This is a genomic window from Fictibacillus barbaricus, assembly GCF_014635025.1.
GTDB lineage: Bacteria > Bacillota > Bacilli > Bacillales > Fictibacillaceae > Fictibacillus > Fictibacillus barbaricus.
In genome coordinates, this window is sequence record NZ_BMCE01000002.1 from 1,107,858 (window position 1) to 1,121,386 (window position 13,529).

Annotated in this window: 15 protein-coding genes and 1 pseudogene; 3 read left to right on the forward strand and 13 right to left on the reverse strand. The window is 37.3% G+C overall.

The genetic code is table 11. The annotated features are described in order from the left end of the window. Nucleotides 1-7 precede the first annotated feature (7 nt). From IEV52_RS15040 to IEV52_RS15080, 10 genes and pseudogenes are all read right to left on the reverse strand, one after another. Entirely contained in the window at nucleotides 8-727 is a 720-nt protein-coding gene (locus IEV52_RS15040; protein WP_188403321.1) for a GntR family transcriptional regulator, read from the reverse strand. A 98-nt stretch (nucleotides 728-825) separates the two neighbouring features. Beyond that, a complete protein-coding gene (locus IEV52_RS15045; RefSeq protein ID WP_188403322.1) occupies nucleotides 826-2,085 on the reverse strand; it encodes a Gfo/Idh/MocA family protein in 1,260 nt (419 codons plus the stop codon). 23 nt (nucleotides 2,086-2,108) lie between these two features. Continuing rightward, nucleotides 2,109-2,942 (reverse strand): carbohydrate ABC transporter permease, encoded by an 834-nt coding sequence (locus IEV52_RS15050; RefSeq protein WP_188403323.1) that lies wholly within the window; start codon nucleotides 2,940-2,942, stop codon nucleotides 2,109-2,111. A 15-nt stretch (nucleotides 2,943-2,957) separates the two neighbouring features. Beyond that, the gene (locus IEV52_RS15055) at nucleotides 2,958-3,899 is read right to left on the reverse strand and encodes a carbohydrate ABC transporter permease (RefSeq protein ID WP_229754308.1); all 942 of its coding nucleotides are present in this window, start codon (nucleotides 3,897-3,899) and stop codon (nucleotides 2,958-2,960) included. A gap of 59 nt (nucleotides 3,900-3,958) precedes the next feature. Further along, nucleotides 3,959-5,197, reverse strand: a complete 1,239-nt coding sequence (locus IEV52_RS15060; RefSeq protein WP_188403324.1) for an ABC transporter substrate-binding protein — start codon at nucleotides 5,195-5,197, stop codon at nucleotides 3,959-3,961. Nucleotides 5,198-5,485: 288 nt separating this feature from the next. Continuing rightward, nucleotides 5,486-6,397, reverse strand: a complete 912-nt coding sequence (locus IEV52_RS15065; RefSeq protein WP_188403325.1) for an endonuclease/exonuclease/phosphatase family protein — start codon at nucleotides 6,395-6,397, stop codon at nucleotides 5,486-5,488. Nucleotides 6,398-6,661: 264 nt separating this feature from the next. Beyond that, nucleotides 6,662-6,791, reverse strand: a pseudogene (locus tag IEV52_RS22375) (small multi-drug export protein); the annotation flags it as partial. Nucleotides 6,792-6,887: 96 nt separating this feature from the next. Beyond that, nucleotides 6,888-7,493 (reverse strand): YdcF family protein, encoded by a 606-nt coding sequence (locus tag IEV52_RS15070; protein WP_188403326.1) that lies wholly within the window; start codon nucleotides 7,491-7,493, stop codon nucleotides 6,888-6,890. 9 nt (nucleotides 7,494-7,502) lie between these two features. Next, nucleotides 7,503-8,105 (reverse strand): undecaprenyl-diphosphatase, encoded by a 603-nt coding sequence (locus tag IEV52_RS15075; RefSeq protein WP_188403327.1) that lies wholly within the window; start codon nucleotides 8,103-8,105, stop codon nucleotides 7,503-7,505. Nucleotides 8,106-8,249: 144 nt separating this feature from the next. Further along, nucleotides 8,250-8,732 (reverse strand): NUDIX hydrolase, encoded by a 483-nt coding sequence (locus IEV52_RS15080; protein WP_188403328.1) that lies wholly within the window; start codon nucleotides 8,730-8,732, stop codon nucleotides 8,250-8,252. Nucleotides 8,733-9,007: 275 nt separating this feature from the next. Here IEV52_RS15080 and IEV52_RS15085 point away from each other — a divergent pair, with 275 nt between their 5' ends. Beyond that, the gene (locus tag IEV52_RS15085) at nucleotides 9,008-9,337 is read left to right on the forward strand and encodes a DMT family transporter (protein ID WP_188403329.1); all 330 of its coding nucleotides are present in this window, start codon (nucleotides 9,008-9,010) and stop codon (nucleotides 9,335-9,337) included. Nucleotides 9,338-9,351: 14 nt separating this feature from the next. Continuing rightward, nucleotides 9,352-9,708, forward strand: coding sequence for a DMT family transporter (locus tag IEV52_RS15090; RefSeq protein WP_188403330.1), 357 nt, complete (start codon nucleotides 9,352-9,354; stop codon nucleotides 9,706-9,708). A 160-nt stretch (nucleotides 9,709-9,868) separates the two neighbouring features. Here IEV52_RS15090 and IEV52_RS15095 read toward each other — a convergent pair whose 3' ends face one another. From IEV52_RS15095 to IEV52_RS15105, 3 genes are all read right to left on the reverse strand, one after another. After that, the gene (locus IEV52_RS15095; protein ID WP_188403998.1) at nucleotides 9,869-10,396 is read right to left on the reverse strand and encodes a hypothetical protein; all 528 of its coding nucleotides are present in this window, start codon (nucleotides 10,394-10,396) and stop codon (nucleotides 9,869-9,871) included. A gap of 468 nt (nucleotides 10,397-10,864) precedes the next feature. Next, on the reverse strand, nucleotides 10,865-11,389 hold the full coding sequence (locus IEV52_RS15100) for a GNAT family N-acetyltransferase (protein WP_188403938.1): 525 nt from the start codon (nucleotides 11,387-11,389) through the stop codon (nucleotides 10,865-10,867). Between the two features lie 138 nt (nucleotides 11,390-11,527). Next, complete coding sequence (locus tag IEV52_RS15105; protein ID WP_188403331.1) at nucleotides 11,528-11,944, reverse strand: VOC family protein; 417 nt, start codon at nucleotides 11,942-11,944, stop codon at nucleotides 11,528-11,530. Nucleotides 11,945-12,251: 307 nt separating this feature from the next. On the opposite strand from IEV52_RS15105, the gene IEV52_RS15110 reads away from it, so the two are divergent. Further along, nucleotides 12,252-13,490, forward strand: coding sequence for an IS110 family RNA-guided transposase (locus IEV52_RS15110; RefSeq protein WP_188403332.1), 1,239 nt, complete (start codon nucleotides 12,252-12,254; stop codon nucleotides 13,488-13,490). The last annotated feature ends 39 nt before the right edge of the window (nucleotides 13,491-13,529 follow it).

Here is a 13,529-nt window from a genome sequence, read left to right on the forward strand (position 1 = left end):
GAAGTATCTATTTCAATTCAACTGTATATGTGAATTTATCTCCTCTGGCAATTGAGACGGTATACTCTATGACTAAATCTTCTTCATACGTGATTCGTTCTAACATTAGGCATGGTGACTTTTCCTCAATTGTAAGGAGTTCAGCTTCTGTCTTCCATGCACTGACTGCTTTAAAACTCTCTAATGCTCGAGTTATATGTACGTCGTATTCCGTACGGAAAATATCGTACATTGGTTTCTTTTCAAGAGCTGATTGGGAAAGACCTTCAAACCGTTCTACTGGCAAATAAGAAGTTTCATAAATCATAGGCTCTCCATCAGACAATCTTAATCTAGTAATCTTGTATACTTCATCTTCTACATTTATATTCATTACTTTAGCTGCTTTACTGTCACAGGGAACTTTTTGAAAAGATATAACCTTTGTAGATGGTTGTTTTCCGGCCTTCTTCATTTCATCTGTAAAACTATAAAATTGTACCAGACTCTGTTTATAAGTTTTAGGAGAAACAAAAGTACCTTTTCCGTGCACTTTATAGATATATCCCTCTTTCTCTAGTTCCTGCATAGTTTGGCGAACAGTCGTACGGCTTACTCTATATGATTCACACAGTTCTCGCTCAGAGGGTATTTGATCATTTTCAGCCAGTTCACCTTTCTCTATTTTTTCAATAATAATATCCATGAGTTGATAATAAAGAGGTAAGCGATTATCTTTTTCTATCATGATTAACTCCTTTAGTGGTATCTATGTCATTATAAGTTATGAGTTTAATTATACATAAAATTTCGACAATTACCACTTCTTGTCATAATAGAAAGAGCCTAAGCTTTCTCTTTCGTTTCTTTTAATTTGCTAACATATTCTTTTAGGTTAACCGTTAAACCTGTAACTCTTGACTCTTCAGCTGCAAAGGCAATCAAATGACTTATGGCTGAGCTCCTTGCAGATGTTAAAGTATTTCTGTTATCCTGTTTAACGCTCTTAATAAAATCCTGCATGATACTTGTATCAGCACCCATATGTCCACCTGCTACGGTTTCAGGATAGATGACTTCTTTTTTGCCTGTAAAATAATGAACATCTAATTGATTTTCCAAATCATTGCCTATAATTTCACCTTTGGTTCCCATTATTTTAAAATTCCGATAGGTCTTATTCGTGAATGCTGTCATGGTAAAGGAAACCGTTATACCTTTTTCAAATAATAGATTTACTACTTGATGATCGACTACATCATTATCACACTTATAAACGCATCTTCCATAAGGTCCTGTTTGTAGCGCTTTTAATCTGCTTGCCATTGTTGGTGTAGGCGAAACGACATTCGCAGGCCATTCATCCCTATCATGTAAATACCATTTAGCAGCAGAATACGGGCACTCCTTTTCCACTTCACATCCGTCTAAACAACGGTATGTTGAACCTTCAGGAGCGTTCTCCTGTTTAAAATAGGTCAGATCACCGAATGAAGAAACACTTATACACTCATTACCAATCAGCCAGGCTAACATATCCATATCATGACAGCTTTTTTGAAGAATCATTGGACTTGATTCAGAAGCATTTCGCCAATTCCCTCGAACGAAGCTATGTGCATGGTGATAATAGCCCACATTCTCGTTCCATTGAATAGAAATGATATCTCCTATTACTTGTTTATCTATTAATTCTTTAAGTGATTGGTAGAATGGAGCATACCTCATAACATGGCAAACACTTAATAAGGTATTATGTTTCTCTGCTTTCTCTGCGATTTCTAAAGTTTCTAGTGGAGAGGGAGACATGGGTTTTTCAAGTAATATATGATACCCCTTTTCAATCGCTTTCATAACAGGATTGAAATGGTCACGATCAGGACTGCAAATTAGAACGGCTTCACATAGACGGTTTTGGGATAGTAGTTCTGACCAGTCTTCAAACCTCATTTCTTCTGGAATACTATGAAGCTCTGCAAATTTTTCTCGTTTCTCCTTATTTGGTTCTGCTATTGCTATAAACTGTATTTCATGCGGATATCGTACAGCGTATGAACCATAAGCATAATACCCTCTGCTTCCAGCTCCAATCATTGCTGCTTTCATGCTTGATTCCTCCTTAAAATTCATTATTTGCCCCCTGAAATTGCTATCCCTTCTATAAACTGCTTTTGCAAGATGAAGAATATGACTAGCATTGGAAGAACAGCTAAGAAAGAACCTGCCATGAGAATCGGATAATTTGTTGCATACTGTCCTTGTAAGGAAGACAACCCAACTGAAAGTGTCATTGCCTCTGGCGAACTGTTGACAATCATGGGCCACATTAACTCATTCCAAGACCAAAGTGTAGTAAATATTCCTAAAGCAATTAAACCCGGTTTCGCTAATGGAAGCATAATTTTCCAAAATATTTGGAAATGATTACAGCCATCTAATCTAGCGGCTTCTTCTAATTCTTTAGGAAGCCCCATAAAAAATTGTCTCAGCAAGAAAGTACCGAAAGCACTAAATAAACCCGGCACAATGATTGCTTGTAAGGTGTTTAGCCAGCCTAATTTAACCATGATCATATATTGTGGCAATAGAAAGACCTGCCCTGGGACCATTAACACTGATAGTGTAATGATAAAAAAGACATTTCTTCCTGGAAAGTGAATACGTGCAAAAGCATAGGCAGCCAAAGAGCATAAGAATAACTGACCTGCTGTACGAAGAACTGTAACAATAAATGTATTAAACATAAATTCAAAAAAAGGAAGCAAGACAAACACTTCTTTATAATTACTCCATTGAAAGTCACTTGGCATAATAACAGGAGGAACTTGAACAGACTCTGCATATGTCTTTAAAGAAGTTAAAATCATCCAAATAAAAGGAATAATCATTGCAATAGAGCCTAATATAAGGATGAAATGAATGAGAAGTGATTTACGTTTCATTGATTGGACAGATTTCTCCATCTTCATTCCTCCTTTTTATTCGTAATGGACCCACTTTTTCTGCAGGATCATTTGAATCGCTGTGATGATTAAGATAACAATTAGTAAGAGTACAGCGATAGCAGCAGCATATCCTTTATTATTTAAGATGAACGCATGCTGATAAAACAAATACACGATAGATTGAGTATTTTCAAGTGCCGTACTGCTTTTGCTAATCATCATAAAGATAAGGTCAAATACTTGAAAGGCGCCTATCATAGACATAATGGATACGAAAAAGATAACAGGGGATAACAAAGGAAGGGTTATCTTGAAAAACATACGTATTGGGCCCGCTCCATCAATCCTCGCCGCTTCATAGTAGGTACTTGGAATTCCCTGCAGCCCTGATAAAAAGATAACCATGTTGTAGCCTATACCACTCCAAATTGCTACCACCATTACGGAGAACAGAGCAATATCAGGATTAGTTACCCAGTTAGGTCCCTTTATTCCTATTAATGATAAAACATAGTTTAATAGTCCATAATCCCCGTTATAAAGCCATTTCCATACCATAGCTATAGCTGCGGGCATGGTAATCACCGGTAAAAAATATAGCGTTCTGTATATCGATTTTCCTTTTATGTTTTGATTTAAGAGCACCGCAATAATAATAGAAATAAATATCCCGATCGGTACGGTAAATATAATATAAATAGTCGTGTTTTTAATAGATTGAAACAGATCACTGTCATTAAACATGAGCTTATAGTTTTCAAGCCCAATCCATTGAAAGGTTCCAAAAGAACCCCATTCTGTAAAACTGAAATATATGGTTTGGAGGATCGGCCATAGATAAAAAATAGCAAGTCCAAACATTGTAGGTGCAATCATTACATATCCCCAAAGATAATCCGAAAATTTCTTGGTTTTAATTAAAGAATTAACCTTAAAAGGGCTCTTTGTTTCAACTTGTAAAGGAAGCGGTTTCAAAATTTTCTCCTCCTTTCTAAGGAGGAGAAGGATTGCTTCTCCTCACTGAAGTTCTCCCATTATTTTAATTCTTCTTCAGCTTTCTTTGATAATTCTTTTACAGCTTCTTCTACACTTTCCTCACCAGACCATGCCTTTTTAAGGATATCTGTTTCATGCTGCCAAATTGCTCCCGTATTCTTGGCGCTTGGTAGCGGATATGCGTATTCAGCCCCATCAATAAACGCTTGTAAGTTAAGTGTTGGAACAGACTTTAACCAAGCTTCTTGTGTTCCGTTATATGCAGGAATGACTGTACCTGTTTTAGCATAAATTTCTGCTACTTCTTTAGATCCTAGAAATTTCACAAATTCCCATGCAGCTTCTTTTTGTTTTGAATGTGCTGAAATAACGTTGGATAAGCCATGTATGGACACTGCTCTCTGCTCCCCTTTAGGAACAACCGTTACATCTAAATCTTTGTTCTTTTTGTATTCAGGTACCATCCACGGTCCGTCAAACATCATGGCAATCTTTCCGGAAGAGAATAAGTCTCCCGCAGCAGTCTCCGCCATTTGCGCTTGTGTCGGAGACAACCCTTCTTCTATAAAACTAATATTATATTTTAATGCTTCAACAGCTTCCGGTTTATCAAAACCTACAGACTTTCCATCTTCTGATACAATGTAACCTTTATTCTGCCAAATAAAATCATAGTATCCGCCCTGGTTCCCCATTACAGCGGCAAATCCCCATATTCCCTTTTCCTTATTGGTTAATTTTTCAGCTGTTTCCTTTAACTTTGCCCAGTCCCAGTTTTCATCTGGATACGGAACGCCTGCATCATCAAATATTTTCTTGTTATACCACAAACCAGTCGTATCGTAGTCTTTAGGTATCCCGTAAACTTTACCATCAACCGTATAAAGATCAATTAGAGATTTCGGATAATTTTCTAAGCTGTAGTTGTCCTTTTTTGCATGCTCACTTAAGGGCTCTATCACTTTTCCTTCTGCATATTGAACAACATGGGCCCCATTCATCCAAAGAACGTCTGGCAGTGCACCGCCTGTCGCAGCTGTTTCAAGTTTTTGAAAGTATTGCCCATAAGGAATAAGTTCTGTTTTCACTTTAATATTAGGATGTTTCTCGTTAAATTTCTTAATAGCTTCTTCAATGGCGGGTACCTGCTTTTTGTCCCAAAATCCATAACTGATCTCAACTTTTCCATCTTTGGAACTACCTGCTGTATCACTACAACCTGCTAAGACTAATAAACCCATTATTACGATCATTAAAATGGAAAGATTTTTTTTCATTCAGTCCCCTTCTTTCTCAATTAGGATAATTATGAATTTAAGTCATCATGATGTAATTACCAGTTGATTTGTAAAAAAATGCATGGACCTAAACGAATATCCCCCCTTACCACGATTAAAAGTAATGACGTCATTACCAGTTAATTTAGTATAACACGCAAAATCCGAAATCAGAATTACTTTTTCGAATTTTCAATTATTTTTTATCGACATTATTCTACAACACTTATAAAACCAAAAAAAAAAAGCCTTAACCCTTTTTGATTAAGACTTTTTCCTTTCATTCTATTAATTGTAAGATAATGTCACATCTGAAATGACCGGATAATGATCACTTGGGAACTGTCCATTTTTAGATTCGTCGATGATCTCGATTGAATGTGCTTCTACGTTTCCTTTACCCATCACCCAGTCAATTCTTCTTGTGGGACCTCCGCCTGTCGGATCATGAAATCCATTAAACGTTCCAAGATGTTCGTTGTATCTTACATCTGCCGTTTCCCACAGATCATGAAACGCTCCTAAGCTAGTAAGAGTTTGGTAAGGTGTGCTGTCAGGGGCCGTATTAAAATCTCCGGTTAACAACACAGGCAGCTCGGGATCAAAATCTTTTATTTTTTCCAGGATTAATTCAGCACTCTTTTCTCTTGCATTGACAGATTGATGATCAAAGTGTGTATTAACTGCATAAAATTCCTGGTTGGTCTTTTTATCAAAAAATTTCGCCCATGTTACCATGCGAGGAATTCTATTCCCCCAAGTCATCGAACCGATCACATCAGGTGTATCGGATAGCCAAAAGTGGTCAAACTCTAGTGGCGAGTAGCGATTTTTGTTGTAGAAGATAGCGGAATATTCACCTTTACTTCCACCTTCACGACCTAAACCGATATAATCATAATTCGGTAAGACTTCCTCAAGATCCTGAAGCTGTGGATATAACACTTCTTGCGTGCCCATAATGTCAGGCTGCTCTTTATCGATCAGTCTTTTGATAGCAGGTACTCGTTCTGCCCAAGTATGAGGGGAAGGATCACTCGTATTTAAGTACCTTAAGTTATACGTCATTACCTCTAGATCCACTTCTGTTGCCTGATTTGCTTTTTCCATCGCAGAGACATTTGAGGTTCCCATCATCAAACTGCTTGCCAACATCGTGATCGTTGCCGCAAATACAACCGGTTTAACTACTTTTTTCAACTTGTTTCCCTCCTAGTTATGTATTCAAAAAAAGCATACAAGGTTTTTGTAAAGCTTTTATAGGAGTTACGTTGAATGTTCTTTAAGGTATGGAATTGATAATAATGCACATTCTAGCTGGGCTTATAACCGATAAAAGGTAGAAAAGGTCGATATCTTGTAAACATTTAATAAATATTTAAGTGAATGATTGCCTATATATTTTTACTTTAGATTAGCAAAACGGCAAAAAGAAAAACTTAAACCTCAAAGGTTCAAGTCAAGTCAAATCATATCTAAAACACTAAGCCCATACACAGATGCGATTGCAGCTAGAATGGTCCATAGTGCTAAACTGAATGTCATCCACACGTTTTTACGACGATCCAAACGTCAGGGCTAAGATTGCAGCAATTAGAAGGAACGATATTACATTTTGGTCACTTCACAAAAAAGAGCATCTCCCTTCAGGAAGAAATGCTCTAAAAGATCATTTAGGCTTTTCTTTTACTTATAATTCACCAATATCCATATCCATCAGAATTCCTTCTTTTACATAGCGGATTAATGACGGTACTTCCTTTAATACTTTTTTCTCTTCCACCGGATCTTTCCACCAGGTATCTTTTTGCCCGAAGGTTCTATCATCTGGACAATACGTGTAGTTAATCCAGCTAGGCATATACGTTTGTAACGTTAGGGAGCACCGTTTCATGTGGAATGGCGAGCTTACGACCAGGATTCTGTTGATGGTATGCAACCCAAAATTCCGTTGCAGTATGAATGCAGAGGCTACTACGTTTTCCGTCGTGTTCTCTGCTTCCTCTTCTAAAAGTATCTTTTCTTCAGGTACTCCCATTTCTATTAAGTGCTCTTTCATCCATGCAGCTTCTGTTGTTGTTTTATTCTCCCATCTCGCAGCTGAACCAGAAACCACGATATAAGGAGCTCTATTCGCTAAGAATAATTCTCCTGCTTTTTTAATCCGGCTCAAACTTCTCCCGCCAAAGACAAAGATGCAATCTCCGTTCTTTCCATCATCCACCAGGTTAATAAATAACAAACGTGTCATCTGTTCTCGTGTAAGCGTACTTGGATCAAGAGATGAAATCAGCATAAATCCTCCTTAATAGTTTTTCGGGACTTTTTTTCTTTTAGTTAAAGCTAGGCGATCAAATCTTTCACTGACTTTAATGATCTTTTTTGTTACGTTCATTTGAGGAACGATGATATAAACGAGGATGGCTGAAACCAAACTTATTAAAGCTCCGGCTAAAACATCTGCCGGATAATGTACACCAACCCAAATACGTGAAACGCCAACTATAGCTGCGAGTATTATCCATAGGAACCACCAACCCCTTTTAAACAGCCAAAAGGTGATACAAAAAGAAAAGAACAATATAGTGTGATCACTCGGAAACGAATTATTTACAGCTTTATCAACGAGTTTATTGACGTGGGATAGTTCTGCAAATGGTTGATGGTTATGATGAAGCATCCCTGCAAACTTCGCAAACACTTCAGCAGCACCAAAAGAAATCACTGCACAGAAGACCATGATCCTATTGGCTTTATTTCCTGTTAACCACATCAATACGACACTTAACGCTAGAACAAGCACCAAATATTCAGCAATGAAATACACGGGAGCATTTAAATAGGTGTATTCCTTTCCTAAATCATTAATCATTCTAAATACATGTATATTCTTTTCAGAGATATCCATGGAGGAGCACCACCTTTTTCTTTATCTTAAAAAAGTGGAGTGGTAAGCACCATCGATTGTCCTTACATTTACAAGGCTCAAATAACACTATTGTCACTTGTGATTGAATAAAAAAAGAAAGCTCAGGTCAATGACGACTCAAGCTTAAACCATTCGCTCCACTTTCAATTCGAAATTCGGCTTCGTTACGTATTCTTTATAATGAATCTTGCCTTCTTTATTTAAATAGTCTTTATACCGAGTACGAATAGCCTCCTCTGTAATCAAATCTAGCACTTTATCTTTTGCTACCCAGCGGCTGTCTGTGGTTTCCTCTGAAATAGCAAGCTCTCCACCAACCGGTCTACAAACAAAATCCAGCATCACCTTCGTTGGAATATCTGTAACACCATCATGCCACTTATATTGGCCCGAGTTGGAATACACACCTGTAAGGTAAGAAACGGTGATGTCGATCCCGCTTTCTTCCTTCGTTTCACGGATCAGAGCATCAATCAAATTCTCACCAGCTTCCACTTGACCACCTGGAAACACCCAACCGTTATGTATCGTTTTAACCAATAGAATATTTCCATGAGCATCTTCTACAAAACCGCCTACCGCTACGATATGTGTTGGCATCGCCATAAAAATTACCTCCTCTTACATCTAGTAAACTCATCATAATAGGATTTAGCATATATTCCCATGGAAAACAGATGATAGATTTATGATAAGAAAAACAGCCACCCTGTTTTGGGTAACTGTTTTATTGTTCTTCTAGGGGTTCATATTTGCATCCCGTTAATAAAACTAGGGTGATTTCTTTTAAGATTTATTTGACTTTAAAAACGCTGAAACGGTACAGTAATTTCAGGTCTTAGGACGTTTATTTATCGTAAAAAATGCTGGAGGTATTACTATTGAATCCATATTTTTTATTGGCTATCGCCATTGCAAGCGAAGTGTTTGGCAGTTCGATGTTAAAGGCATCTAGCGGTTTTAAGCGATTTCTCCCTTCCGTTTGCGTCGTGATCGGGATGGGTGTTGCTTTTTACTGTTTATCCTTATCGTTAAAAGTCATACCGCTTGGCACTGCCTACGCCATCTGGTCTGGGATCGGGACTGCATTAACAGCAACGGTTGGTGTGCTTGTCTATAAAGAAAAATTTGATCTGAAAAGAGCTTCGGGGTTGTTGCTTATTATAGCAGGAGTCGTTGTATTGAAGCTATCTGGCGGCGTAGCTCATTAATAGGAGGTTTTCAAATGAATGGTTATGTATATTTAAGCATCTCGATTATCAGCGAAATCTTTGGAACGTCGATGCTGAAGTTATCGAATGGGTTTACGAATGTACTACCTTCTATCGGCGTCATAATCGGGTTCGGTCTCGCATTTTATTGTTTATCCCTTTGCCTGAAAACCGTACCGTTAAGCTTAGCCTACGCGATCTGGTCAGGCATCGGAACAGCACTAACTGCGCTGATCGGTGTACTCGTGTGGGATGAACCGTTTAGCCTCACTACATTGATTGGATTAGTGATGATAATTGGCGGTGTTACGTTATTGAACGCTTCTAGTCGGAACGAGTACAAATCGAGTACGAACATAAAAGGAAACTAGTGCTGTTTAGAAATAATAAAGTCGTTTAACTTTATTACTCAAACACACATAACACCGTTCCTTTTTCGAACGTGTTATAAAATAGTTGTTTAATTTTCTTCACATTAAATAAAAGTCTCTAAAATTAATAATAATAAAATTGTTGAAGATCTACCTTCTACTAATACTCCATTGAATTAGCCGTTTTAACAACGTCCTCAATCGAGTATTCCTTTTCGATTTCAGGTGATTTTATAAGCATAATTGAATAATATATACCGTCTTTTTTCCATCGAATTTGTTGAACATTTTCTGCATCACCTTCTATAAATGCCTTTGTTCCATCTTTTAAGTTAATCCAATTGGTTTGTTTTTCATCAGACCAAATAGCTTTTTTATTGTGAAAGGTGATGACACGAAGATTAACTCCTTCTCCATCTCCATAAGTAAATTCAGTATGTATAATATCTCTCATTGGTTTTCCAGGCATATCTCCAGCGTAAGTTAATGCAACATTTATTGGTTTAAAGGGTAATTCAGTAGGAGCGGCTAATTTTTGTTGAACAGCTATAGGAAGACTCTCTGCAACTTCCTTTATTTCTGGGTATTCTCCCTTTAACCGTTCTACTACACCTTTATTATTAAATGTATTTAATCCAAAAATGAAAAGAACAAGTGCATAGATAATTTTAAAAAAAGAACGCTTCATTATCCATTCATCCTTTAGTCATTTATTCTTTCAAATTATTATTTACAATGAACTTCAATAAACTACCCTTTTAATTCAATGAAAAAGAGCACTTCTCCTTCTTGAAGAAATGCACCCGTTTGTAGAGTAAATTATCTTCTGAGTTTAAAGACTATTTATTACTGGTATTAAAAAACTTAGAGCAAGGCAGATAACAGCAGCTAATTTAGATTGTTTTATCATACGCTCATCACCTAATTTTAAGTAGTGAAAGAAAGTAAGGGTGAAATAAAAACAAAGTATAATTAGTATCAAAGATAGCATTACTACCCAATGATCAACATCGATTAAAGACATATTTTCTAACACTCCTATGTTGAGTTAACTATAAAATAAAACCTTTTATGATTTTCACAAAGGACTTATTTCAATAAAAAAGAGTACATTCCCTTCTTAAAGAAATGCACCCGTTTAAGGAAGAATTAAAATTTAATTTTTATTTGTATTAATGGTAAAACGCCAATTATTGCAATGCATTAAGTTACCTGGCGGGTACTCAAATTCGCAATCTGAAATAAATGAAAAGTTAAGCTTTCGACAAATCGCATTTGAAGCAGGATTTTCAACTGAGGGGAAAGCGTGAATGTATTTATATTTCTTCTCCTTTATTGCTTCATTAATTGCAAGTTTAACTGCAAGAGTTGCTATTCCTTTCCCTTGAAATTGTGGTAATACGCTCCATCCAATTTCATACACACTTTCATCATTCCAAGTAGTTTGCCAATAACCTACAGAACCTACTGCTTCAAAATCAGGAGATTGAGTAATGCTAAACATCTTCCCTTTTTCACCCAGTTCAAGATACCTTTTTTGCCGTTTCAAAATTTGCTCTTTTGTCTCTGCCCCTCCCAGATGTTCCATCATTTCTGGAGCATTTATTTTAAAAAGCAGCTCAAGATCTTTATCTTCCCAAATGTTAATTTGTACTTGGCGTTCTCCGATTTGTTCTGAGATATCGTCCAACTCCTTAAACTATATTTTTTAATCCTAATACTTGTAATTAAACTCTTATTCTACAATCCTCCCTTTATTCAATAAAAAAGAGCACATCTCCTTCTTAAAGAAATGCACCCGTTTGCTTAATAAGGAATGTTAAATGTCCCACTCTGGATTCCAGACTACTTCCCACAAATGTCCATCCAGATCTTGAAAGTGTCCAGAATATCCACCCCAAAACGTATCATGTGCCGGGTCCGTTATAACGGCTCCAGCCTTTTGTGCCTCTTCCATGACCTGATCTACCTCTTCTTTACTACCAACATTGTGACCAAGAGTAAATTCGGTAGGGCTTGGTGTCGTTTGGGAAACCTTTGCCTCATGAGCCAAATCTTTTCGATTCCAAATGGCAAGTTTCAAGCCTTCTTGTAGCTCAAAAAAAGCAACAGCTCCATGCTCAAACTCATTGCCAATTATACCTTCTGTCGGCAGCCCTAATCCGTCCCGATAGAATTTCAATGACCTCTCTAAATCATCTACCCCTATTGTAATTACCGTAATTCGTGGTTTCATAACTTCACGCCTTCCTGGCTTTCTTCTTTAAAAAATGCATAACTCCTTCCCGGAAAAATGCACCCGTTCGTAATATAAGGTTAACCAGATTTCTGGTTGACCTTTTTTTATTTGGTCTTATTATATCGGTAGTCGGGGTAGAACGTAGCACCCGTGGGACTACTGATCCCGTCCACAAAACTGTTCACCCCCTACTTGTATAAACATGTTTCAGGCTGGTTGGGACAAGAAGGATCCCGTTTAACAAGCGAACCTATGAAGGAGCTAAGGGGTTACCGACTAATTTATTCTAGGAGGAGAATCATAGATGAATCCAGTTGTAGGTCTGGATGTTTCAAAAGGAGAAAGCCAAGTTCAAGCATTCTTAAATAAAAGAAAACCCTATCGTAAGAGCTTTAGCGTTAAGCATACTCTTGATGGTTTAGATCGTTTATTAGAATTCTTGGTAGAGATTACGAGATTAACGAATGGAAAGAAACCTTCGGTTATTTTAGAATCAACAGGCCATTATCATCATCCTGTTGTTCAGTTTCTAGAAGATCACCATTATGTGTACATTGTGGTAAATCCACTTGTTTCTCATCGTTCCCGAAGTGCGAATTTAAGGAAAGTCAAAACGGACGCAGCAGATGCTTATCAGCTTTGTGAACTGTTTTATAAGGAAGAGCTAGCTCCTCATCGAAAAAGAGGGATACAGCTTTTAAATCTTCGCAACCTTACGAGACAACAAGAAACGATCACAAGTAATGCCTCTCAAACCAAGTTACAGCTTCAATCGATACTAGATCAAGTATTTCCCGAATATAGAGGCGTTTTTGGAAATTTATACTCAAAGGTTTCTTTACGAATGTTAGAAGCTTTTCCAACATCCGAAACGGTCTTACAAGTAAGTGAAGCCGAATTGAGAGATAAAATTGCTTCGTTATGTAGAAGTCGTTCAGAGAAATGGGCATTGGACAAAGCTCAAAAATTAAGAGAATCAGCCTTGCGTAATCCATTTCAGAACAACTTATATGAGAGTCTTATTTTTAATCTTAAAATGCTCATTAACATCGTTCTTCAATACGAAGAGCATCTATCCATGTTAGCAGCAGAAATAGATGCCCTCGCCAAAGAAATTGAAGAATATAAGATTATCCGATCTATCCCTGGTATTGGAGAAAAGATTGCAGCAACAATCATTTCAGAGATTGGCGAGATAGAAAGGTTTAATCACCCTAAAAAGTTGGTCGCGCTCGCAGGCGTTGACCCGAGTGTCTATTCTTCTGGGAGATTTACAGCATCCGTTAACCGCATCACGAAACGAGGATCCAGCAGACTTAGGCTAGCCTTGTATATGGCTGTCACCTGTGGCATCCGAGATGCCCGAAAGCTTAAAACAACGGATGAAATTATCCCTAGAAACAAGAAACTACGAGAATTCTATAATAAGAAACGCGACGAAGGAAAACCCTTTCGGGTAGCAGTCATTGCGTGTGTAAATAAGCTCTTACACTGGATCTATGCCCTTTTAAAAAGCAGATCGACTTACCAAGATATAGTTTAATATCTACATCTATCCACTAAATGAAAAACCTTCCAAGAT

Excerpts from the sequence above, each read along its gene's own strand:
- IEV52_RS15050 (WP_188403323.1), bottom strand. The coding sequence starts at position 2,942 with ATGGAGAAATCTGTCCAATCAATGAAACGTAAATCACTTCTCATTCAT.
- IEV52_RS15070 (WP_188403326.1), bottom strand. The coding sequence starts at position 7,493 with ATGCTGATTTCATCTCTTGATCCAAGTACGCTTACACGAGAACAGATG.
- IEV52_RS15045 (WP_188403322.1), bottom strand. The coding sequence starts at position 2,085 with ATGAAAGCAGCAATGATTGGAGCTGGAAGCAGAGGGTATTATGCTTAT.
- IEV52_RS15090 (WP_188403330.1), top strand. The coding sequence starts at position 9,352 with ATGAATGGTTATGTATATTTAAGCATCTCGATTATCAGCGAAATCTTT.
- IEV52_RS15060 (WP_188403324.1), bottom strand. The coding sequence starts at position 5,197 with ATGAAAAAAAATCTTTCCATTTTAATGATCGTAATAATGGGTTTATTA.
- IEV52_RS15110 (WP_188403332.1), top strand. The coding sequence starts at position 12,252 with ATGAATCCAGTTGTAGGTCTGGATGTTTCAAAAGGAGAAAGCCAAGTT.
- IEV52_RS15075 (WP_188403327.1), bottom strand. The coding sequence starts at position 8,105 with ATGGATATCTCTGAAAAGAATATACATGTATTTAGAATGATTAATGAT.
- IEV52_RS15080 (WP_188403328.1), bottom strand. The coding sequence starts at position 8,732 with ATGGCGATGCCAACACATATCGTAGCGGTAGGCGGTTTTGTAGAAGAT.
- IEV52_RS15095 (WP_188403998.1), bottom strand. The coding sequence starts at position 10,396 with ATGAAGCGTTCTTTTTTTAAAATTATCTATGCACTTGTTCTTTTCATT.
- IEV52_RS15040 (WP_188403321.1), bottom strand. The coding sequence starts at position 727 with ATGATAGAAAAAGATAATCGCTTACCTCTTTATTATCAACTCATGGAT.
- IEV52_RS15105 (WP_188403331.1), bottom strand. The coding sequence starts at position 11,944 with ATGAAACCACGAATTACGGTAATTACAATAGGGGTAGATGATTTAGAG.